The organism is Dongshaea marina (assembly GCF_003072645.1).
In the GTDB taxonomy this organism is placed as follows: domain Bacteria; phylum Pseudomonadota; class Gammaproteobacteria; order Enterobacterales; family Aeromonadaceae; genus Dongshaea; species Dongshaea marina.
The window spans coordinates 4,317,501-4,340,206 of the sequence record NZ_CP028897.1 but is presented as its reverse complement, the minus strand read 5'-3'; the positions used below and the strand labels follow the sequence as shown (position 1 = coordinate 4,340,206).

General features: G+C 50.4%; 19 protein-coding genes and 1 pseudogene. 6 read left to right on the top strand and 14 right to left on the bottom strand.

Going from position 1 to position 22,706, the window contains the following annotated elements; genetic code table 11:
- The first annotated feature begins 106 nt into the window (after positions 1-106).
- Both DB847_RS20230 and DB847_RS20225 read left to right on the top strand, forming a co-directional pair.
- Positions 107-1,024 (top strand): IS5 family transposase, encoded by a 918-nt coding sequence (locus tag DB847_RS20230; protein WP_108648954.1) that lies wholly within the window; start codon positions 107-109, stop codon positions 1,022-1,024.
- Positions 1,025-1,130: 106 nt separating this feature from the next.
- On the top strand, positions 1,131-1,559 hold the full coding sequence (locus DB847_RS20225) for a GNAT family N-acetyltransferase (protein WP_159084769.1): 429 nt from the start codon (positions 1,131-1,133) through the stop codon (positions 1,557-1,559).
- A 163-nt stretch (positions 1,560-1,722) separates the two neighbouring features.
- On the opposite strand, the gene DB847_RS25220 is transcribed toward DB847_RS20225, so the two are convergent.
- The 8 genes from DB847_RS25220 to cra form a co-directional block, all read right to left on the bottom strand.
- A complete protein-coding gene (locus tag DB847_RS25220; RefSeq protein ID WP_199911647.1) occupies positions 1,723-2,340 on the bottom strand; it encodes a 3'-5' exonuclease in 618 nt (205 codons plus the stop codon).
- A 41-nt stretch (positions 2,341-2,381) separates the two neighbouring features.
- Positions 2,382-3,479 carry a UvrD-helicase domain-containing protein gene (locus DB847_RS25215; protein WP_199911646.1) on the bottom strand — a complete coding sequence of 366 codons (1,098 nt, stop codon included), beginning with the start codon at positions 3,477-3,479 and terminating at the stop codon, positions 2,382-2,384.
- Positions 3,472-5,526, bottom strand: a complete 2,055-nt coding sequence (locus tag DB847_RS20215) for an ATP-dependent nuclease (RefSeq protein ID WP_108652300.1) — start codon at positions 5,524-5,526, stop codon at positions 3,472-3,474. The genes DB847_RS25215 and DB847_RS20215 overlap by 8 nt, the downstream gene beginning before the upstream one ends.
- 796 nt (positions 5,527-6,322) lie before the next feature.
- Positions 6,323-6,511, bottom strand: coding sequence for an ion channel (locus tag DB847_RS26750; RefSeq protein ID WP_407644468.1), 189 nt, complete (start codon positions 6,509-6,511; stop codon positions 6,323-6,325).
- A gap of 699 nt (positions 6,512-7,210) precedes the next feature.
- Positions 7,211-8,059 (bottom strand): hypothetical protein, encoded by an 849-nt coding sequence (locus DB847_RS20205; RefSeq protein WP_199911644.1) that lies wholly within the window; start codon positions 8,057-8,059, stop codon positions 7,211-7,213.
- A 554-nt stretch (positions 8,060-8,613) separates the two neighbouring features.
- A complete protein-coding gene (locus DB847_RS20200) occupies positions 8,614-8,988 on the bottom strand; it encodes a hypothetical protein (protein ID WP_199911643.1) in 375 nt (124 codons plus the stop codon).
- 262 nt (positions 8,989-9,250) lie between these two features.
- Positions 9,251-10,090 (bottom strand): signal peptidase I, encoded by an 840-nt coding sequence (gene lepB, locus DB847_RS20195; protein ID WP_108652299.1) that lies wholly within the window; start codon positions 10,088-10,090, stop codon positions 9,251-9,253.
- Positions 10,091-10,213: 123 nt separating this feature from the next.
- The gene (gene cra / locus DB847_RS20190; protein ID WP_108652298.1) at positions 10,214-11,212 is read right to left on the bottom strand and encodes a catabolite repressor/activator; all 999 of its coding nucleotides are present in this window, start codon (positions 11,210-11,212) and stop codon (positions 10,214-10,216) included.
- 189 nt (positions 11,213-11,401) lie between these two features.
- Between cra and fruB the strand changes: the two genes are divergently transcribed.
- From fruB to djlA, 4 genes and pseudogenes are all read left to right on the top strand, one after another.
- The gene (gene fruB, locus DB847_RS20185) at positions 11,402-12,523 is read left to right on the top strand and encodes a fused PTS fructose transporter subunit IIA/HPr protein (RefSeq protein WP_108652297.1); all 1,122 of its coding nucleotides are present in this window, start codon (positions 11,402-11,404) and stop codon (positions 12,521-12,523) included.
- A complete protein-coding gene (pfkB, locus tag DB847_RS20180) occupies positions 12,520-13,482 on the top strand; it encodes a 1-phosphofructokinase (protein WP_108652296.1) in 963 nt (320 codons plus the stop codon). Before fruB ends, pfkB begins: the two co-directional genes overlap by 4 nt.
- Position 13,483: 1 nt before the next feature.
- Positions 13,484-15,195, top strand: a pseudogene (locus DB847_RS20175) (PTS fructose-like transporter subunit IIB).
- Positions 15,196-15,427: 232 nt separating this feature from the next.
- On the top strand, positions 15,428-16,267 hold the full coding sequence (gene djlA / locus DB847_RS20170) for a co-chaperone DjlA (RefSeq protein ID WP_108652295.1): 840 nt from the start codon (positions 15,428-15,430) through the stop codon (positions 16,265-16,267).
- Here the strand turns inward: djlA and DB847_RS20165 are convergent.
- From DB847_RS20165 to DB847_RS20140, 6 genes are all read right to left on the bottom strand, one after another.
- Positions 16,264-17,040, bottom strand: a complete 777-nt coding sequence (locus DB847_RS20165; protein ID WP_108652294.1) for a substrate-binding periplasmic protein — start codon at positions 17,038-17,040, stop codon at positions 16,264-16,266. The genes djlA and DB847_RS20165 overlap by 4 nt on opposite strands.
- Before the next feature lie 112 nt (positions 17,041-17,152).
- Positions 17,153-17,935, bottom strand: coding sequence for a DUF3530 family protein (locus DB847_RS20160; RefSeq protein WP_159084768.1), 783 nt, complete (start codon positions 17,933-17,935; stop codon positions 17,153-17,155).
- Positions 17,904-18,626: a pseudouridine synthase gene (locus DB847_RS20155; protein WP_108652292.1), complete on the bottom strand. Its 723-nt coding sequence runs from the start codon at positions 18,624-18,626 to the stop codon at positions 17,904-17,906. The genes DB847_RS20160 and DB847_RS20155 overlap by 32 nt, the downstream gene beginning before the upstream one ends.
- A 3-nt stretch (positions 18,627-18,629) precedes the next feature.
- The gene (gene rapA, locus DB847_RS20150; RefSeq protein ID WP_108652291.1) at positions 18,630-21,539 is read right to left on the bottom strand and encodes an RNA polymerase-associated protein RapA; all 2,910 of its coding nucleotides are present in this window, start codon (positions 21,537-21,539) and stop codon (positions 18,630-18,632) included.
- Between the two features lie 181 nt (positions 21,540-21,720).
- Positions 21,721-22,158 carry a YeeE/YedE family protein gene (locus tag DB847_RS20145; protein ID WP_108652290.1) on the bottom strand — a complete coding sequence of 146 codons (438 nt, stop codon included), beginning with the start codon at positions 22,156-22,158 and terminating at the stop codon, positions 21,721-21,723.
- Entirely contained in the window at positions 22,158-22,598 is a 441-nt protein-coding gene (locus tag DB847_RS20140; protein WP_108652289.1) for a YeeE/YedE family protein, read from the bottom strand. The genes DB847_RS20145 and DB847_RS20140 overlap by 1 nt, the downstream gene beginning before the upstream one ends.
- Positions 22,599-22,706 lie beyond the last annotated feature (108 nt).

The window sequence follows — 22,706 nt, the reverse complement described above, 5'->3', positions numbered from 1 at the left end:
TTTGTGATGAAGGCTCGGGATTTCTTGGGGCGTTGTTTCCTAAATCGATGGAACCTTTTGGTTTGAGCAAGATCTGATCTCCCATCGTCATGATGGGAAGCTTCAAATGGGTAAATCCAACGGCAAAATCAAGAACTGGTCTCAATACAATAAAGCATTGGTAAAGCGTGGCTCGATCACCTTCTGGTTGGATGAGAATGCAGTCAAAAACTGGCATTGTCAGGAGCACCATGGCGACAGAGGAAGAGGCTTCACGTTCAGTGATACCGCTATCGAAACCGCGTTGATGCTCAAAGGAGTATTCAGCCTTCCACTGAGGGGGTTGCAAGGATTCCTTGATTCGGTCTTTCAGCTCATGAATGTTCCTCTTAAGTCACCGACTTATAGCTGTATCAGCAAACGAGCGAAGACCGTTGAGATAAAATATCGCCGCCCCAGCCGAGGCCCTGTTGCTCACGTGGTCGTTGATGGGACAGGGCTCAAAATCCACGGTGAGGGAGAGTGGAAAATGCGCAAGCACGGAAAAGAAAAGCGCCGAGTTTGGCGCAAGCTCCACCTGGCTGTTGATGCTCAAACTCATGAAATCATAGCAGCCGAGGTCAGCCTTGATAGTGTTGGAGATAACGAGGTGTTGCCGACCTTATTAAACCCACTACGACGCAAGATACAGCAAGTCTCAGCAGATGGTGCATACGATACAGAGGCTTGCTATGCACTGTTACAGAGAAAGGGTTGTAAACCAACGATTCCTCCCCGCAGTAATGCAGCTTACTGGAAAGGAGATCATCCCAGAAATGAAGCTGTCGAAGCGCTTAAAAATGGGCAGCTTTCACAATGGAAGCATGACAACGACTACCATCAGCGCTCGTTAGCAGAAACAGCAATGTCTCGCTACAAACAGCTCAATTCTCCACAGCTGAGCTTACGTTGTTATAACGGTCAGGTTGGGGAAGCCTTGGCCGGAGTTAAAGCTTTAAACAAAGTGATCGGGCTTGGTATGCCTGTCAGGCAGCAAGCTGCCTGAATGGGTACAAGTCAATTATCAGACTCGGATTTAGGAAACAACGCCATTTCTTGGTGGCTTGGGGGTAACGTTTGGAAGTTGTTGGTTGTCTTGGGGGAGGGGAAGAGTGCAGATCGACAGAGGTAAGGCTAGGGAGCTTCATTGGTTGCCTGATTTCTATCATGAGTGTGGTTATGGTGGGACTTTCGATGGTGAAGATGAGGTGTTTTTCATCGGGAATGAGAGCAAAGTTCATGGTGTTGTGAGAATCGCAACCGAACAGGGTGCCCTGGTGCTCTGGGGGATGCTGGTTCACCCAGATCTGAGAAGGCAGGCGATTGGGAGTCGCTTGCTTAGCCAGTTACAGGATTATCTGGAGAGCAAGTCCGAGAGTTGCTTCTGTTTGCCCCATGATTACCTGGCCGGGTTTTATGGACAGATCGGTTTTCAGTCTATCGAAAGCTCTGCTGCACCGGAGTTCCTGAGTAAAAAGATGAATCGATATAAGGAGCAGGGGCTTAATATAGTGTTGATGGAGCGGACATCAACTGGCTGAGCTGATGCCCTGTGGTCAGGCATCAAGTGGCCATTAACACTCAGGAAGAAGTGATAAATTAAATTATCAATAGCTGAAATAGTAATCTGAATATTGAATAATTAGGTATCGGTAAGTAGCTTTTTAGTATATTAACTTATTTAAATTGTTTTTCAGTAGAGCTCTAGGGTTCAAATGGGCTTCCCAGTACATTATCATGACCAAATATTTGTTCAAGTGCAGTGATTGATTTATCAGATAGTATCTGTGTGAACAGTAAAGTGAGATTGTGCTTGGCTCGTGAACAACTTACATAAAATAGATTTCGGTTTCTCTCAAATGTCTCTTGCTTATCTTCAATGTATCCATCTTCCATCCATTCGAGCATTTGATTCCAGTTGTAGTGATTCCAACCACGCCCTAAAACTACAAGAACGTTATCGAACTCTGCACCTTTTACGCCATGTTTTGTAGAGAACGGGGTTTTATCTTCGATGAATTTAGTTAACTGTATAACTTGTTGATATCTAATTTCTCTTAGAGAAGCCATTTTCCTTAAGAATCGTCTACTTCGATCATCTAAATTATCTATATTTTCAATTCGAAACTCCTGATACTTGGCTTCCAGTTGAGTAGTCTTGTTTGACAGTCTTGGTTTATCTATACCTGAAATGAAATCTAATAAATCTCCTATAGTTCCATTCAAACGAATATCATTTATATGATTTAAATTGGTAGCCCACTGACGCTTATCACCTTGGCAATTTAGCTGGGGGAATTTCTGGTTAATGACTTGAAACAATTCACCATATTTTTTCTCTTCAAAATAGGTCGAGACTGGCTCTATAACATCGACAAAATACCTGATGTATGGATCATTCTTTTTAAATAATCTTCTGGATAATCAAAGCAATCTGCAAGGTCTTTGTAACCTTGCTCGGTCGCAAGAACATTATTTGTCAGCATCAACACTTTTGTTTTTCCAGAATCAAAATCCCATCCATTTCCTGCCATTATACCTTTCACACGTTCAAAGTATTCATGTGCTACATCTTCAGGTAAATCATCTTTCCAATGTCCGCCGGTTCGACGTTCTCCTACCCAAGAGTTGGAGTGATATATTAAAACCTGCCCATCGGATTCAGGATTAAACTCATGTTGAGGCAGCTCCGGCCTCATGTTGTTTAAACATTGAATAATATTCCTATCAGAACGAAAGTTTGCATTTTCCCCAATTTCAGTAATGTTACCTTGTGTGCTTGTAATTAGACCGCATGCGTTCTTGCCATAGATTTTTTGCCAATGATCACCGAATAAACCAACCAGAATTCCAGCATCACTATCAATTATATTTTCAACAATCGAAGAGGCCAATCCAACATTGGTATCTTGATATTCATCAATAAATATAATTGGGAACTTAGATTTAAGAAGTGTTCTAAATTTAGAAGACTTCAGGAATGAAACTATCAGATTAATAACATCATCATGATGTAGCTCTATGATTTCTTGATTGATTTTCGGAAAACCTAAATCATAGATAACCTTTTGACCGTTTATTCCCCCAGCATCAACAATACGGTCTACCCATCTACCGCTTAACTCAGGTATAAGATTACGAATCTGTGCCTGAAAGGGTTTTATAAGACTCCAACTAAATGCGTGTATTGTATCTGCAAATATTACAGGGTGATTATCTGTTCTTTCACGAATCTCATTTTTAGCGACATTGGTATAAGTAATACAAGCAATCCTCTGCTCATTTGTTAAAAGCTCAGAAGAGCGGTTGTCTATAAGATGCTTCAAAGCCTTTATAAGTGAGTAAGTTTTACCTGCGCCTGCACCTGCCTCTAAGCGAAAGCAGCTTCCATCATTTATCGCAGCAAACATCTCATTCAAAGCTTGCACAGATGCCTGCTCTGCCGGGCTAAGATCACACATTAGTAGGCTCCTCAGCGGCTTCAATCTCTTCTGCTCCAGCAGCGAGAGGGGCAACCTCTGGCAAGGTAGTATTGTTGTTCAACCAAACAAGCCCATCAACGATATATTTAGGAACGTTCCACTCAGTTTCATCTATTGAATATTTAATCGCGAAGTCAGCTTTACTTCCCTTACCAATTGATTCTGCTATACCGTACGCACAGGCTTCAAGATCCGCTTCTTCATCACCTTGAAGCTCGTCAAAGGAGTCTCTATTCGCAAGGATAAATGCATCTTCGAAGCTTCTGGCACAAGCTTCTCGTCCCAGTTCAGGGATCTGATACGCAATTCTTCTAAACCCTATAGTTTTTTCGATGTCTGTTTTATTTTGTAACTCTTCTAATTCAGGCCTTTCATCATTACTAAACCAGTTATTCAAGCCTGCATTTGATGAATGTGTACCTTGGGAAACTGGGCAAGCCGGATAGGTAACTCGCTGACCACCTTCATCTCTTCTAACAGAGTCAAGATCAGTAATGATCACAGTCTTAAGCTCAAGAAAGTCAATAAACTTATAAAAGTGATGGGCATATGCACCACCAACTTCAATAACTGAAAGATACTTATTTCTGAGTGAAGTACCTTTAATCTCATCTACCTTTTTGATTATCTCAGGTAATATGATTCTCTCTGTTGCACCCTCTATCAGTATGGCTTTATCTGCAAAATACAAATCACATTTTGTCAGTGTTAAGTATTTATGTAGAAACTCTTTATCTTCTTTGCGATCTGCTGATGAAAACTCTGCCCCTAAGTCCTTAATCTGAGTAGAGCCAGGGATTTTTGATAGAAAGTATCTAACTTTGCTAAAGTCTGCTTCGTTAGCAATATGTGCTGAATGTGTACTTATAACAAATTGAATAGGCCAAGTTGCTCCTTCATTAAACTTTTTCTCAAACTCTGAGACTATTTTATCTAACTGTCGAATAAACACTTCCTGCATTTGAGGGTGCAAATGTGCTTCAGGTTCTTCAATGAAAATAATATGGGATTTCGGAGCCGTCTCTTCAGACTGATACGCTCTGAAATACTCGTAAATACGAAATAGAATAAATATGAGATTTCTAAAACCAAGTCCGTTGTATGTTTCCGGTAAGGTGAAGTGATCATCTTTCTTATAATAGACCTTAGTATTATTTTCAAGTAACGACTTTACATTCAATTCAGTAGACGCACTAAGATTAGGGTCTTGTAAGCCAGGATACCCAAAAATTGTGAGTGTGGGTAAAAGTTGCTCCACCTTTTCTTGAAAATCAGTGTCGATCCTAATCTGTAATTCATCTACAACCTTATTGATTTCACCTGATAGTGCTCTAAATACTTCAGGTGAACCTATATTGGATGAACTATTAAATATATTTCCTAATGATTTACCTAAAACATCCCGCTCATTATGAGTTTCATCATCTAAACCACGTTGAGCATTGATTACTTCTGAACGAATCAATCGCTTTATCTTTGTAAAATCAAGTTTAACCCTATTGTCAGAGTTGCTTGGTTCAATTGCATAAAGTACGGCTTCAAAGTTAAGGCTTATCGACTCTTTCAGCGCTTTGAAGTAACTTGCCCTATCGGCTAAGTCTAAATCACTAAACAAGTTGCTAATTCGTCCATCTTTAACTTGGTAGGAAACTAATATCTTTGTTTCATACAAGTTTTCATCAAGATCGATTATGAAATCACCGAGTGCACCATAGGCATCAGCATCGTCGTGATAATCAACTAGCAGTTCTAGCTCAATCGCAGGTATTAGTGGTCGCACTTCGTCCTCAGCAATACCTGCTCTAAAAGAAATCAAAGCAGTTTCAAAATCACTTAAAGAGGATTGATTAAAATCCTCATATTTCAATTTGGGTGATTGGCCAGCTAAAAAGCTTCTGAATATCTCTGCTAGAGAGGTCTTTCCGGTGTTGTTTCTACCAACAACTAAAGTCGTTATTTGGTCCAAAGTCATTTGGACATCCTTTAATAATCGGTAGTTTTTAATACGTACTTCTTTAATTATCACTCGATGTCCCTATTTTTTTCGTTAGCAATTTTAAAGCTGGAATTTCTATTTGGCTACAGGAGCTCTCAATGCTCATTTAGCCCTATAAAAGCTTACTAGGCTGAATTCAGTATAAATCCAGTCGTGGATTATCGTTTCTATGCAGGATGTTTAAATAATATAACTTCATATCAACATGCTACAGCGGTGTGGGGATGACTAGCTGTGTTTTCTCTGTTAAAAGCGAATATTGTGCCTGAAAAAAATCATATGGAGCTCCAATGGTTTTTCTTATGTATTCGGTAACGGTGGGGTGAAACTCTATCGAAAGATTATTCACACCATGACCCACTTTATCTTCAGGCACGCTACCGCCGGGGCGATGAGTCGATCATATCCCTGCGGCTATCCCAGTTTTCCGGGGGATTCTAGCAGGGCTTCAAGTGGCAATCTTTGACGCAGATCGGTTACTGGATGTTGATATGTGAAATGTTAAACGAAATTTGAAGGGTTCGTATGAATCCGCAAGTTGAATCGAAGAAAGGGTACAAGATTCCCTATGAGTAGGGGGCGAGAAGGAGAGCTGGGGCTGCTGTAATGTGACAGGTGCACAATTTCTATACAAACTCATTGCCATCATTCAACTGGGCATGGTATAAAAGTGTGAATGAACGTTCATTCATGTTTGGTGGCGAGTCACAATGTTTAATTTTATCGTGTTAGTTGGGGTCTTCTCATCGGTACTCGGGTTCTGGCTGATGTTTCTTCTGAGATGATGGCTTAGTGCCTGGTTATGATGAGCAGTAGGAAGTTCGGCTCAACGGATGCTTTTTAGGACCCTCACCAGTATAGCGACAGTCCAGCCAACCATGATGGTGCCCAGTAAACCCTCGACTGCACCAATCAGTCTAAAACCCTCAGGCAAAACGATATCACCGTAACCCACGGTGCTGTAGCTCACTAAAGAGAAGTAAAGTGACGTCCTAAAATCGAAAAATCCATGCATGTAATAATATATTGCAAAATATCCCGCCTCCAATATATGCATGAATAATATGACAAGCATGACTCTGGTCAGGTAAATGAAGGTAATCGGGAATGATTTTTTATTAACCCTGAAGTTTAATAGGAGCATGCTGCCAAATAGATGGGTGAGTAGTGTTAAGCTAACCAGGCACAAAAATACAATGATAAATTGAAAACCAAGCATACAAATCACTTATCCTCAGGGCGACTCATGTCATCATACTGACTTCCTATCCAGACAACATTCATTAACTCTAACTCTTATACCCAGTGCGCACTGCTCCTCAGAGTACCAAGCCTTTGTCAAAATCAACGTCATGAGTAATGTTATTTGGGATTCCCTCGTCTGAGTCCTTTGAGGTAGGCTATCGCGGGGACTTCAATCGAAGAAAGGTTTTCACTTCCCTTGATATTCGCTCCGATGAATGGAGCCGATCTTTAAGGTTGAGGGATATGGATATCCCGAATACATCGCCAGACCAAGGATGGTCTGTCGATGTTGAGCCTTTAAAGAGCAACCCATTCAGAGGATAAAGCGAATACGGGGGCGCCAGGGGATTGCAAAGGGGAAAGGCGTTTGCCCCTTTGCCCGCCGCCGCTCGGTAGTGGCAATAGTGCTGTAGGCACAAAAAGCTGACAGCAGGTTAGATTAATCCCCGCCAGAAGGGCGAGCATTCAATCAAGCGCTCGGCTCTAATGCCTCTGCCGGTGCGCTCTCATTTATCTTTTCTGCGATCGTCTCAAGATAACTTTTTACAACTCGCTCGGCGGCAGGATTGGTTCGCAGGCCTTCAAAAGCCAGGGAGTTACGAAGTGAAAGGTAAAGGCGAATGACAGCCTCGACCGCTTGCAGGCAGCTTTGCTGACTGTAATCCGGCAGGGTCGCCTGTAATTGCGTTGGACGCTCGGTTGCAACCCTCTCTATCTTTCTAAGACCACAGGGCTGGGAGCCAGCTTCCAGGTGCAGCAGGGGGCCAAGGACTGTCGAGCGCAGGTAGCCGATAAAGTCGATCGCCTCAAACAGCTCACCTCTGCCTATCTTCATAGCGGCGTTGTGGATCCAGATCCAAAACCTATCCTCTATCCACTGTAAGTTGGGCTGTGGGTAGCAGGCCTTGCTTGCCATGAAAGCCTCAGAGAGGCGGCTTTCCCTCTCCCACAGGATTACCGGAGTCTCAACCCGGTCAGCGGCATCGGTCAGGGAGACAAACTTGAGATCAACGTGCAGGGTTGGCTCATCATAGAGACAGATCAGTAACCTGGGCTCACCCACATGCTCACCGGTGAAAGAGGAGACCAGCTTACCCAGACGTGAGGCGATGAGTGTGCGCTCAGCCATTACCTGTTCAAACTCTTGAGGCTCTATGGCTACCACCAGGTCAAGATCACTGAATTCATCCATCTGCTGACGGATAAAGGAGCCGCCACCCGCGACACCAACAATACGGTTATCACTTCTCAGCTCGCGAACCGAATCTTGGAGAAACTGCCGGTGTTCAGTAGGCATAAAGTCGAGTTGGTGTTGCATGCATACCATCCTTATGAAGCTTTAGGGTTATATGGCGCTGCACTATGAGAATGAGGGAGGAAAGATGACCATCTTTTCAACAGCACAGCAGAACACTATAACAGCTGAACAGACAAGATCCATGCTTCGCACCTTGAATAAGGCTGATCATCAGCCAGGGCTTTGTTTGCATCGGCGTAACTAAGTCGTCAGCAGCGGAGAATATAAATCGAAGAGAGGGTTTTAAGTTCCCCGTGAGCGAGCGCCGAAGTGGATCAATGAGGATTTAAGTCGAGCGATAGGGAACTGCCGCCATCCATGGCTCTCGTTCCATTGGCACAATCCATGTGCGGCAGATGTCGTGAGAGCTTAGCCGTAACAGGGAAGTTACGTCTAAGCGGAGCTTCAATCATCAGATCCACTGAGGATTAAGCGAGATCCGGGGCGCCAGGGGATTGCAAAGGGGAAAGGCGTTTGCCCCTTTGCCCGCCGCCGCTCGGCAGCGGCATCCTGTGGCGAAGATACAAATCAGCCGCATGCAATGCAGGCAAATTTAGCAAGGCATCGGCAAGGGGTTATGCCTGCTTGGTTCCAAGGTAGCGGATGTATTCATCCTTAATATCGGCATCAATTGTAACGCCAAGGCTACCGCCATACAGCCTGTCCTGGCGATCTTTGCGCGGTCCGGATATCCAGTAGTGCTCACCCGATTCGACTTCAAAGTAGTTCGCTTTAAAGCCCAATCCTTTGAGGCTTTGAAAGCTGCGCCCTCGGTAGTAAAGAGTTTTGCCGGACTTAGAAAAGTAGACCCGGCCAATCCGCGCCTCCCCCTCCAGACCTGAGCCCTTCTCTTCGATATACATGATTCTTGAGCGAGACAACCTGTATTTTTTGGGAAGCTCCATCTCTTGTTCCAGATTTGATTCCGCTGTATCCAGATCTTGATCCATCCCTAATTCTCCCTATTGTCTGTTGGGCCATCACTGAAAACCCACACATAACTTTAGTATTTGTCTAGGCAGTCGTTTTATCCGTTCGAGGCATGGATGCCGAGCCGCGAAGCTCTGCGGAGGGACTCGCAGTGCGTAGCGAGATTTTGCCTACTTTTGACGATACAAAAGTAGGGCGCAGTCGGAGCCCCGACACCTGTGGCGAAGCCACAACTCCCGCCCGAAGGGCGATCAATCAGCCATCCGCAGGATATAAACCGCCTCAGTCTACGCTTCCAACTCGTGACAGGTTCATCTTCACCGGAGCCCAGTCCGGGAGCCAGGAGTAGAGTCCGTCATTGGCCTCAAAGCTGTTCCAGATCGCGAATACCTTACCGATTAGATCCTGCCTTGGGATGAGCGCCCAATTGTGCTTTTTAGGATTATGCTTGTTGTCACCCATCACAAAGAACTTATTGGGCGGCACTGTCCACACCAGGACTTTCGGATCCGGGTTACTCCCCTGATCCGGGGTTATCTTCAATAGGCCACCAGGCGGACTATAGGAGATCACTCTTGAAGGCGGGCAGGGCTGATGCCTCATACAGGCTGGCTGCACCAGCAGTTGCTGATCTTTGTAGATCAAGCGATCCCCGGGCAGAGCGACGATTCGCTTGATCCGTACATGGGTATGGCTGGCTCCACTCAAAGAGGGATCCTGGCGAAAGGCCGCAAGATCGCCGCGATCGGGTTTACGAAGATGGAGCAGGCTGCCATGAAACAGCGGATCACGCAGGCTGTAGCTAAGCTTATTGACCAGTACCACATCCCCCGGAATAAGGGTCGGCTTCATGCTGCCACCCAGTACCTGGTAGGGTTGCACGACAAAGGAGCGGATCACGAAGATAAAGGCGATCACAGGAAAGAGTCGGCAACAACTGCGGATGAAAGCCGAGCGATGGGGGGTACGTCTCTCCAGCTCATCCATATCAAGAATATCGGTCTCTTCCTGATGCAAAAGCTCAACCTGACGCTGCTTACTCCATAGCAGAGTATCCAGGATCCAGATCATCCCGGTAATTATGGTGACAGATGCCAAAAGCCATGTGAGCATGTTTTGCATAGAGTACCAATTCTTAATAGAGCCTTGACGGTATCAAAGCTGAGACAATTTAATCAGCAATAAGTTCTGAAAAGATTAGATTTTACCCGACGTTATGCAAATTGCCTCAAACTCCTGTGTTTGTCAGCTAGCGATCTCCCTGCGCCGCTTGATCAGAGTTCTCGGGAGGGTGATGATCCCGGGAGCTGCTTCCTTGCTCAGAAGCTCAAGGGCTTTCTCTATCGCCAGCTGGGCAATCTTCTCCGGTGACTGTGACAGTGAGTGGATTGCCGTTGGCAGTAGATCCAGCAATCGATGATCACCAAAGGTGGCGAGCTGAATTCTGCCGAGTAGGCTACTGTCCGGGCTCAGGGTCTCCAGTACCCCCTCCATCAGGGTAAAGGAGGTACAGAGGATGGCATCGGGTACCTGGTTGTCTCGCACCAGCTTCTCCATCAGCTGTTTTGCCTGCTGATGATCAAAGAGCTCGGTGTAATAGGTTTTCAGCTCGGGAGCATGCTGACAGGCGACAACCGCCTGCTCGAAGCCGGACTGGCGCTGTTGTGAAATGGGAAGATCCGGGTGGGCACCGATGAGGGCGATCTGTTGTGGCTTCCCCTCCAGTAGCAGCTCGGTCAGCTGCTGAGCCCCGGTGTAGTCATCATTGATGATTGAGATGAATTGGCTCTCATCCAGGGGGCGGTCCAGCGCGATCACCGGTAGTTGCTTGCGCATCTGCTGGTAGCTGCAGTGCTGCGGATGCTGGCAGCTGGCAACGAACAAGAGATCGACCTGGCGCTCTTTAAGCCAGTGGGCAACCGCTTTTTCATTGTCAGGATTATCGTCGCTGCAACAGATAATCAGCTGGTAATCATGCTCTCTTGCCTGGAGTTCGAGCTTGGTGGCCAGCCTGGCATAGCTCTGGTTCTCCAGATCCGGAACGATCAGGCCCAGGGTGCGGCTCTGACCTGCTCGCAACATAGTCGCCGCATGATTGGGGCGAAACCCCTTCTCATCGACGATCTTCATTACCTTTTCCTGGGTTTTCTTACTGATTCTATATTGAGTGGCCTTGCCATTGATCACGTAGCTGGCCGTGGTTCGTGAGACACCTGCCAGTTTGGCAATTTCATCAAGTTTCATGGGTGTGGATGACTGCAAATTTGTGGAGATGATCAAAGTATTGCACTTTCACCCCATATGCAAGCTTGAAAAATAGACTGAAAGGATTCAGCATTGCTAGCTGAATCCTTTCAGCTTTTTAGGTTTAACCACACTGCCGGAAGATGAACTCCAGATGACAGGTTCGGCAGCGTCAAAGAGGAGTTTTATATGTTAACTCTTGCTGGATCTGATATTCGCCTGGGCTGCCAGGCCAGTGATAAGACAGAAGCGATCACCATGATCGCCTCCGAGCTGGCACGACAGGAACTGGTCGATGCAGGTTATGTCGAGGGGATGCTTGCCCGGGAGAAGCAGGCATCGACCTGTTTAGGCCAGGGGATCGCGATTCCTCATGGCACCACAGATACCCGTGGCCTGGTGCATCAGACCGGAGTTCGGGCGTTTGTGTTTCCCGATGGGGTGGATTGGGGCGACGGTCAAACCGTCTATCTGGCGATCGGGATCGCCGCTAAGTCCGATGAGCACCTTTCTATCCTCAAACAGCTGACCCGGGTGCTGGATAAGCCCGGGATTGAACAGGCCCTTAAAAACATTCAGCAGCCTTCCGAGCTGCTGACCCTTCTCAGTGAGGAGGCCAAAGAGCTGGCTTTTGATGAATCGGTTATCGCCCTGGAGCAGCCCATCGAGGATCTGCTGGGATTATCCCTGAGTGCGGCATCGCTCCTGTACCGGCAAGATCACCTTAAGGCGCAGGATATTGCGACCCTGGTTGAGCAATCTCCCCTGTACCTGGGGGAGGGGATCTGGCTGTCGCGCACCTTAAGTGGTGCCGGGCAGTCTGCGATCGCCTATGTCACGACCCAACTTAAGGTTTCACAGCAGGAGCTCCCGGTGAAAGGGCTGTTATTGATTGCCGCCTGTGACAACAGCTATATGGGGGTAGTTGAAAACCTTTCGGCTCTCATCTGTAACCAAACTCCTAAAAAGCTCGCCGAGGTAACCAAGGCTTCTCAGGTGATTGCCCTTCTCACTGAGCCACAGTGCGCGGGTGAGCAGGCGGAATTTGAGGTGATAAACCCTCATGGACTGCATGCCCGTCCCGGAGCCATGCTGGTTAAGGTTGCCAAGCAGTTTTCTGCCAATCTCAGTGTGGAAAAGGTTGGAGGCCAGGCCGGGGTGGTCAACGCCAAGAGCCTGATGAAGGTCATCTCGCTGGGAGTGAGTGTTGGCGACACACTGCGTTTTACCGCAGATGGTGAAGATGCCACGGAGGCCCTGCAGGGAATTGGTGAGGCGATCGCTGCCGGTCTTGGGGAGGAGATCGCATGAGCGTACTTCCGGCAATCGTCACCGTCACTCTCAATCCGGCCCTGGATCTGACCGGTTATCTTGGCCAGTTTATGCGAGGCCGGGTCAATCAGATAGAGCGAAGCACCCTGGGAGCCGCCGGCAAGGGGGTCAATGTGGCTCAGGTGCTGGCACGCCTCGGTGCCAGGGTGACGGCCACCGGGCTGTTGGGTCAGGACAACCAGGGCGCCTTTTGTGAGCTGTTTGAGCGCACAGGCATCGAGGATCAGTTTGTGCGCCTGGCAGGCTCAACCCGGATTAATGTCAAGCTTTCGGAGCAGGGCGGGGAGGTGAGCGATCTGAACTTCCCCGGATTCCAGGTGACCGATGAGGCACTGAATTCATTCGAGAATAAGCTGCTGCAGCTTGCCTCAGACCATCAATGGTTTGTGTTCTCCGGCAGTCTGCCCCGGGGGCTGAGTGCCGAGCTTGTGGCTGGCTGGATCGGCAAACTGGTTGCCCAGGGCAAGCGGGTGCTGTTTGACAGCAGCGGCCCGGCCTTTGCCCGGGGAATCGAGCAACGCCCCTGGCTGATTAAGCCCAATGAGGAGGAGCTAGGCCAATGGTTAGGAAAGCCCCTTAGCACGGAAACCGCACGGGCCCAGGCCGCTCATCGCCTGCAAAAGATGGGGATTGAGCATGTGGTGGTTTCTCAGGGAGCCGAGGGGGTGCTGTGGTTTCATCGGGGACAGTGCCTTCAGGCGACGCCACCCAAGATGCAGGTTCAGAGTACCGTGGGTGCCGGAGACTCGCTGGTGGCAGCCCTGTGTTGGGGACTCGCCAATGGTTGGAGTCAGCAGGAGTGCCTTCGCTTTGCCACCGGATTATCGGCCCAGGCGGTCACTCATAGCGGCGTGGCAGTGTGGAATGATGATGATCTGAATCGACTGATTCAAGAAGTTTGCGTAGAGAGCAGAGCCGATCTGCAAGGGGAGTCCTGATATGGGTATTGCAATAGTAACATCTTGTCCCAACGGCATAGTCGGGAGTTATCTGGCAGCGCAAAAGCTGATGTCGGCCGCCAAAGAGTTGGGAATTAAAGCTGTCAGTGAGGCTCAGCTGCAGGTAGCAGACTACGCCGCACTGAGTGCAGAGCAGATTGAGCAGGCAGAGCTTATCCTGCTGGTGGGGAGCATATCCAGAAGTTATCCCGCTTTAATGGCAAGCTCTGCCATCGGGGGACCCTGGAGGAGGCGCTGCAACAGCCAGCTCAACTGCTAGAGTCAGCCCGGGAGGGAGCCACCGTCCTGAGTGTGGAGGTCACTGAAGAAAAAACGTCCCAGGCTAAAAGCATAGTTGGGATCACCGCCTGTCCCACCGGGGTAGCCCACACCTTTATGGCGGCAGAGGCCCTGGAGGAGCTGGGAGCCCAGATGGGTTATTCGGTCAAGATTGAGCGAAGAGGCTCCGTCGGTGCCAAAAATGAGCTGAGCGCCGAAGAGATAGCCGCCGCCGATCTGGTGATCATTGCCGCCGATATTGAAGTGGATCTCAAGCGCTTTGATGGTAAGCGCCTATATCGTACCGGGACCGGGGCGGCGCTGAAAAAAACCAAGCAAACCATAGAGCAGGCACTCCAGGATGCAACCCCGCATCAGGTTGCAGCCTCTGCCTCTGGGGCGGCTCCAGTCAAGGGAGAGAAGCGCGGCGTGTATAAGCATCTGATGACCGGGGTGTCACACATGCTGCCACTGGTGGTTGCCGGTGGTCTGTCGATCGCTCTGTCTTTTGTGTTTGGCATTACCGCCTTTGAAACCAAGGGCACCCTAGCCTCGGCCCTGATGCAGATCGGTGGCAGCGCCGCCTTTGCCCTGATGATCCCCGTGTTGGCAGGCTTTATTGCCTTCTCGATTGCTGACCGGCCGGGCCTGGCGCCGGGTCTTATCGGCGGCATGCTGGCAAGCTCCATCGGCGCGGGTTTTCTCGGTGGGATCGCGGCAGGTTTTATCGCAGGCTACAGCGCTAAGTTGGTGGCTGATAAAGTGCGGTTGCCGCAATCGATGGAGGCTCTCAAGCCTATCCTGATCATTCCTCTGGTATCGGGTTTGTTCACCGGCTTGGTGATGATCTATATCGTGGGTGGTCCGGTTGCCGAGCTGATGGATATGATGAAAAACTTCCTGAACAACATGGGCTCGGCTAATGCCATCTTACTGGGAGCCCTGCTGGGTGCCATGATGTGTTTTGATCTGGGTGGCCCCATCAACAAGACCGCTTACACCTTTGGGGTGGGGCTGCTGGCCTCTCATCTCTATGGACCAATGGCAGCTGTGATGGCCGCCGGTATGGTCCCGGCCCTTGGGATGGGGCTTGCCAGCGTGATGGCGCGCCGTAAGTTTCAGACCAGTGAGCGAGAGGCGGGTAAGGCATCTTTTGTGCTGGGATTGTGCTTTATCACCGAAGGAGCGATCCCTTTTGCCGCGAAAGATCCGCTGCGGGTGATCCCAAGCTGCATGATAGGTGGTGCAATCACCGGCTCCCTGTCGATGGTGTTTGGCGCCAAGCTGATGGCTCCCCATGGTGGCTTGTTTGTGCTCTTCATTCCCGGCGCGATCACCCCGGTCCTCAGCTATCTGCTGGCGATTGTGATCGGTACTTTGGTCACCGCGACCCTGTATGCGTTTTTGAAAAGACCGGAGCAGGCGATCGCCTGAGAGAGGGTTGAATGAATCGAGAACACGGCCGAAGCTAAGCTTCGGCCGTGTTCTATTTAGACCCTGTAGAGGTTTTAGATTGGCTTCAAAATTGGAAATGGAAACAGAGCCTGGTATGGAAGTAGTTGCTATTTTTTAAGGCTTGGCGCAGCATCTTGGTTTGAGTGATGGCTCTTCGGTTTAATCGGGGAGAGATCATCATTGGAGGGAAATTTTTCGACTGGATGTTTGCATGCGAAATATTGGTAAGATCGTTGGTGTAGTCATTGGTTTTCTGATCGGTAATGTCATTGGGGCACTGATCGGCCTGTGGCTCGGTTTTATGTTTGACAGGGCCCGGGCCAACCGTTTCTCGATGGAGGGCTGGTACTGGAAGCGTGCCAGTGAAGAGGATAGGCAAAACTTCTTTTATGCCACCTTTGCGGTGATGGGACACATCGCCAAGGCCAGTGGTCAGGTCACCGAGGCGGAGATCAAGGTGGCCTCGGCGTTCATGGATAGGATGCAGCTGTTTGGCAGCGCCAGGGAGCAGGCCAAGCAGGCCTTCGGCGCAGGTAAGTCTGCGGATTTCCCACTCCTTGAGACCCTGCGCCAGTTCAGAGAGAGCTGCCAGGATAATCGCGATCTGTTGCGATTTTTTCTGGAGATGCAGCTGCAGGCGGCCTTTGCCGATGGTCAGCTCCACCCCAAGGAGCGAGAGATCCTGCATACGGTTGCCCGGGCTCTTGGATTTTCCAGCAATGAGTTGGAGCGTTTGCTCTCGATGATCGAGGCCGAGCTGCGCTTCTTTCAGCGTCATCGGTATCAGCACTCAGGCCAGCAGGGATACCAGCACCAGCAAATGCCACCCCGCCAGGATGAGCTCGATGATGCCTATCAGCTGTTAGGGGTCGAAGCCAGTGCATCCGATGATGATGTTAAAAAGGCCTATCGAAAACAGATGAGCAAGCACCACCCGGACAAGCTGATGGCCAAGGGGCTTCCCAAGGAGATGCTGGAGATGGCCAAGCAGAAGGCCCAGGATATCCAGGCCGCCTGGGAGATGATCAAAAAATCACGGAATATCCGTTAGTTGCTGGGCTTACTCACCACCAGATCCGGCTGCCATTGCCCCAGCTGGATCTGCTCCATGTATTGGCCGATCTTCCCCTGCTGCTGAAGCTTGGCAAATCCCCTGTCGAGAACCTCTTTGAGCTTCTGTCCCTTTTCTGAGCGCTCTATCAGGGCAAATCCGGGGGCCGTGTGCAGGGTACGTGGGTCATTGGTGATCAGGCTGGCAATCGCTGCCGGAAAGTGTTTGTGCAGATAGTAATAGCCAAACAGGATGTCGGTCGGGAAGGCATCGATACGCTTTTTCAGCAGCTTACGAAACGCCCCGTTGTCATTGCTGCTCCAGTCCACATGACGTCCCTCGGTGATCACATCGAACATCTCGCCATAATGGTAACCCTTGATGGCGCCTATTTTGAAGTTACGGATCGGCTGGTTGGGAAACCAGCTGAATTTGGTATCTTTGCGATAGAAAAATACTGTATTAAAGTCCATCAGGGGCACACTCAAATAGAAAAGCTCACGCCGTTCATCGCTGGCATACCAGGGAAAGGTTATCGAAAACTCTTTGCTTTTCACCTTGGCGTAAGACTGATCCCAGGGGAAGAACTGGTAGTTGACCTGATATCCCTCGAGGGCCAGGGACTCCTTGATGATCCGTCCCACTAACCCACCATCCTTCATATCTTTGGAGACATAGGGAGGCCATTCACCCAGGGCGACCTGTATTGTTGGTTGGGCCATGGAGGAGCCGAAAAATAGCAGGGAAAATAGAAACAATAGTGCCCGTGTCATAGTGGTTCATCCTTTTACCTGACTCTCTGTAAGCATAGAAGCTCCGCGGATGTACCGACAGTTTCAGCCCTTGTCAGGATCAAAGGGAGCTCCTGAACTTGGGTGATCCGGTTTAGCCCGGTTTTTTAACCCGGTTGGGGAACCAGCCTTCACTGCTCAGCCAGCCATAGATGATTTTGGCTACATCGGCATGTCCGAAGGCCGAGATCTGGCGAAAGTTGTTTTTAGGGGTAGTGAGGAAAGCTTGTTTGCGAGCATCCCGGGCCCGAGTTAGCCAGGGGTTGCTGGTGATGGTTTGTAGATCCAGCAGGGGCTTTTTCAGTTTCGCCAGTGAGTCAGCCATACTGGTATTGGCTTTGGCCTGTGGGTAATAGCCGTTAAGCAGGACCAGCGCGTCTGGCTCGGTGAGCTGTTTGCTCCCCAGGATCTCGCTGATCCACCCTGTCATCTTGCCCTGGGTGATCACCACTCGCTTCTTGCCCGCCTTAGGCAGCAGAGATTTAAGGTTACGGATAAACTCAATCTTCTGCTTGAGGGCTAATTGAAGCTCGGGAGATTCCGGCTTTTCAAAAGGGTTAAGACCGGCCTGCTGAGGAGAGGGGATGAGTAGCAGGACATCGAGTCCATATAGACTCAGCTGCCCGGATAAGGCTTGTAGTTTCAGGGTTTGCGGGCTATCAGCCATGATAAGCGCCAGCCCTTCGGGTTTATGATCCTTGCGGCTCTTGAGCAGCAGTATCACAGATGAGTCGGTGACAGATTTTCCTTCAAGGCGCATCGGATGGCCCTGCCAGTCAAGCTGTTGCCAATGTTGCTCTGCAATCGGTGGGATGGGTTGAGGGCGGTGGCTCTCGGCCAGGCCCTTACCTTGAGTGATCACTCCCAACAGCAGCATCCCGATTATCCATGGGGCCTTGATCATCTAATAACTCGAAAGCAACCGGAGCCTTGATCATCAGTGTGGACTGACGATATGGGTGCGTCAAAGTCAGCACAGCCGCATGCAGGTGCAAGCGGTCATAGTTATCGAGTGCCGGACCCTTGGCATAGAGGCGATCCCCTAAAATCGGATGGCCGATGGCTTGCATATGAACTCTCAGTTGGTGGGAGCGCCCGGTGACAGGCTTAAGCTCCATCAGGCTGTTGCCATCTTTTATCCCCACTCGGCGCCAGCGGGTCAGGGCTTTTTTTCCAAGCTCATGATCGACCATCTGCCGGGGGCGGTTGGGCCAGTCACAGCGCAGCGGAAGGTTCACTTCGCCATCCGTTTTGGCGACCTCACCGGACACCCAGGCATAATAGAGTTTCTCAACCTGGCGCTCGCTAAACTGGCGATTGAGCGCCTTGTGGCTCTCGGCATGCATTGCCATCACGATCAGGCCCGAGGTGGCCATATCCAGGCGATGCACCACCCGGGCGTTTGGATAGACCCGCTGCACCCGGGTGGCCAGACTGTCCCAGTGCTCTGCCGCCCTGCCGGGGACCGACAACAGTTCTGCCGGCTTATTGAGGAACAAGAGATCCTCATCCTGGTAGAGGATCTCCAGATAGGGATCCATCGGCGGATTGTACCGGAACTCAGTCATGGGTTACTCCGGGGTGCTGACCACAAAACGGATCGCATCCATCTTGAGGTGAGTCTGTTCAATCATCTTCAGCAGCTCCTGTTTCTCTTCAAGAAGGATCTCCAGCTCGTTATCACGAATCGAAGGATTGATCTTTTTAAGAGCCTGCAGCCGCTGCTCTTCGTGATCGAATTCATTGAGCATCTCTTGCTTGGCCGCCTCGACCAGTTGCTGCATCTGCTCTGCAGCGACAGGCTCACCGCCACTGATCAGCTGATGAATCACCGGCTGTGAGGCTTTGACCAGCTTGCCTCCCAGGTGACGGTTGATTGGGGTCAGTTGGCAATCGAAGGCATCAAAGGAGAGCTGAGGCCCGATATTATTACCATGCTTATCCAGCAGCAGACGGATCGGCGTGGCCGGCAGGAAGCGGTGCAATCTGCTATCCGCCACTGGCTCAACCACATAGATGAGCTCCAGCAGGATCGAACCTGCCGGAATCGCTGGGTTTTTCAAAAGGGCCACCGAGGTGGTACCAAACTCATGGCTCAGAACCAGGTCCAGGCCGTTACGGATCAGTGGGTGCTCCCAGCTGACAAACTGCACATCCTCATGGGAGAGTGCCGTATCCCGCTCAAAGGTGATGGTGGTGCCATCCTGGGGCAGGGAAGGGTAGGCCGGGAACAATAGGTGTGAGCCGGGCTTGATCACCACCTGGTTCTCCCCCTTATCATCCTGGTTGATGCCGATCTCGTCATAAAGGCGCAGGGTAAAGTTGGCCAGGGTGGGATCATCATCCAGTGTGGCGATCGCCTCACTAAGCTCCCTGGCATTCTGGCCCCCGGCGGAGTTGAGCTCCAGCAGGCGATCGCGCCCCTGCTCCATTTTGGATTTGAGCTCTTGGTTGAGGTTCGCGGTCTGCTGGTTGAGAGTCTGCATCGCCTCTTCATCGGCGGCTACCGCGCTGAGCTGCTCGATCAGAGCATCTGCCACCTGGGCATGGATCAGGGATCCGGTGGAGCAGCACTGCTCAAAGGCACCGAGTCCCTCGTGATACCAGCGTAGCAGGGTCTCCTGAGAGGTGCCGCTCAGGTAGGGGACATGGATCTGAATGGGCTGGGTCTGGCCGATCCGATCCAAACGACCAATCCGCTGCTCCAGCAGATCCGGATTAAGCGGAAGATCAAACATCACCAGGTGGTGAGCGAATTGGAAATTACGCCCCTCGGAGCCGATTTCGGAGCACAGCAGGATCTGGGCTCCGCCCTCCTGCTGAGCAAAGTAGGCCGCGGCCTTGTCCCGCTCAATCAGGCTCATATCTTCGTGGAATACGGCGCAACGGATCGCCTCTTTGACCCGCAGGGCCTCACTGATGGTCAGGGCGGTTTCAGCCTCGCTACAGATCAGCAGAACCTTACGTTCTCTGTCTTCGAGCAGCAGATCCAGCACCTGCTGTACTCTGGGATCAAAGTTGCACCAGCTGGCGCTGTCTCCCTCAAACTGCTGGAAAATCTTCTCAGGGTTGAGCCCCTGGGTGAGCTTATCCTGCTGGTTTTGGGTGGCACTCATCATCTTGGCCACCCGCAGCGCGGTTTGATACTGCTCGGGCAGGGGCAGCGGATAGCTATTAAGATGCCTTGTTTGGAATCCGGACAGTCCGGCACGGGTATTACGGAACAGAATACGGCTGGTGCCGTGGCGATCGTTGAGCTGATCAAGCAGCAGGCGGCTGGCCTGCTCTCGCGCTTCGCTCTGCTCACCCGCCTGGCTGACCAGAGTGATCGCGGCTGTGGCTTCCGGATTATCCAAAAGCGTTAGCAGTTGTCCGGCCGCTTCTTTCCCAAGTTGTTGCTCGGTGAGAAGTTCGGTCGCGATATTAGCCACGGTCTGAAACTGCTGCTCCTGCTCGACAAAGGCCTGGTAATCATAAAAGCGCTCGGGATCCAGCAGGCGTAACCGGGCAAAGTGGCTTTGATGGCCCAACTGCTCCGGGGTTGCTGTCAGCAGCAGAACTCCGGAGGTCTGCTCAGCCAGGGCTTCGGCAATCTGGTACTCACGGCTGGCCTGCTGTTCGCTCCACTCCAGGTGGTGAGCCTCGTCGATCACTAGCAGATCCCACTCACTCTCCAGAGCCTGCTCGAAGCGGCGACGCTTCTTCTTAAAGAACTCGATGCTACACAGCACCAGCTGCTCGGTGTCGAAGGGGGTATCACTATCGTGCAGGGCCTCAATGCAGCGCTCTTCATCAAAGATACTAAAGAAGAGGTTAAAGCGGCGCATCATCTCAATCAGCCACTGGTGTTGCAGGCTTTCCGGGACCAGCAGTAATACACGCTTACTCTGTCCGGACAGCAGCTGCTGGTGGATGATCATCCCCGCCTCAATGGTTTTACCCAAGCCAACCTCATCGGCCAGCAGGACGCGCGGTGCCCGACGGCGCCCGACTTCGCGGGCGATATGCAGCTGGTGGGGCAGCAGGCTTACCCGGCCACCGACCAGGCCTCTCAGCTCATTTTTCTGTTGCTGGTGCTGATGATTGAGGGCCTGGTAACGCAGGCTAAAGCGCTTCATCCGGTCAATTTGACCGGCAAACAGACGCTCCTGAGGCTGATTAAAGGTCAGGAAGTTATCCAGAAAAGTTTCCCGCAGGGTACCGGACTCACCAGTATCCTGGCGTATTCCAACATAGGTGATGAGCCCCTGCTGCTCGATCACCTCCTCGACCTGCATCTTCCAGCCTTCATGACTGGAGACAGTATCTCCTACGTTGAACAAGACGCGTGTGATCGGTGCATCTTCTGAAGCGTACATTCGGTTTTCACCATTGGATGGGAACAACATGGTGATCATTCTTCCATCGATGGCAACCAGGGTCCCTAGCCCTAAGTCCGTTTCAGTATCACTAATCCAGCGTTGTCCAAGCGCAAACGACATTCAAATCTCCAAGCCAGTATTTTAAAAGGGGCGCTATGTTAACTGATAGCGTGATGCTGATCACTAGCTGAATGAGGCAAAAACTGGATTTATTTCCAGCTTTTGCCTCTTTTTTGTTTGAGCTCAAATCGTATGCAAAAACGTCAACAGAGTCTGAAGGTTTAATTGAGGGATCAATTCTTTAGTGAGGGACTTTAGGCGTCGAACGGGACTGTAGCAGCTCCCTTGTTGCAAGCTGCCCGATAATCAAACTAACCACAAAAATCCAGATATCAGGACTGCCACTCACCAGGGAGGTGATCGCAGGTCCCGGACACAGGCCGATGAGAGACCAGCCAGCACCAAACAGGACGGCTCCCAGGATAAGGCGTGGGGTGATCCGGTTGGAGCTTGGTAGCTCAAGCTTGCTGCCATCGGTTGTGCATGCCGATTTTTTCAGCCACAGCTGATAGCTTGGCATAAATACAGCGAGTGCTCCGACCATCACCAGGATCACCCTGGGATCCCATTGGCCAAAGATATCTAAAAAGCCAATAATCACTGCCGGGTTCACCATCTGTGAGATCACCATCCCCAGTCCAAATAGGATGCCGCAGCCAAGTGCGATGAACTGTTTCATCATGCTCCTCCTACCAGATGCAGGTGCAGATAGACACCAATAAAAGCGGTTAGGATAAAGAGGGTCGTTGCAACCATAGAACGGATCGATAAGCGACCGATACCACAGATCCCGTGGCCACTGGTGCAGCCGTTACCCAGCCGGGTTCCTATCCCAACCAGCAGCCCGGCACCAATCCAGGTAAGGATGTTGTGCTCTCCAAAACTGCCGGGGAATGTAAAACCCAGTTGACTGGCGATAACGCCTCCGAGCAACATGCCAATGATAAACAGGGCGCGCCAGCTCAGCTCCTGCCAACTCCGGGTAAACAGGCCGCCGACCATCCCGCTGATCCCGGCGATTTTGCCGTTAAAGGCCAGCAGTAATGTGGCGGACAGACCAATCAGTAGGCCACCAACCAGGGCCTGAATCAGCTCCGGCCAGGCAAGATTGATAATCATCTGGACCTCTTTTTTCTCAAGTGGGGACGAAATTTCTATTAACAGAGTAGTAGCATGCATTAAATTAGTAAAGCCTAAATTAGCCATTTCTAATTTAATCTGTATACT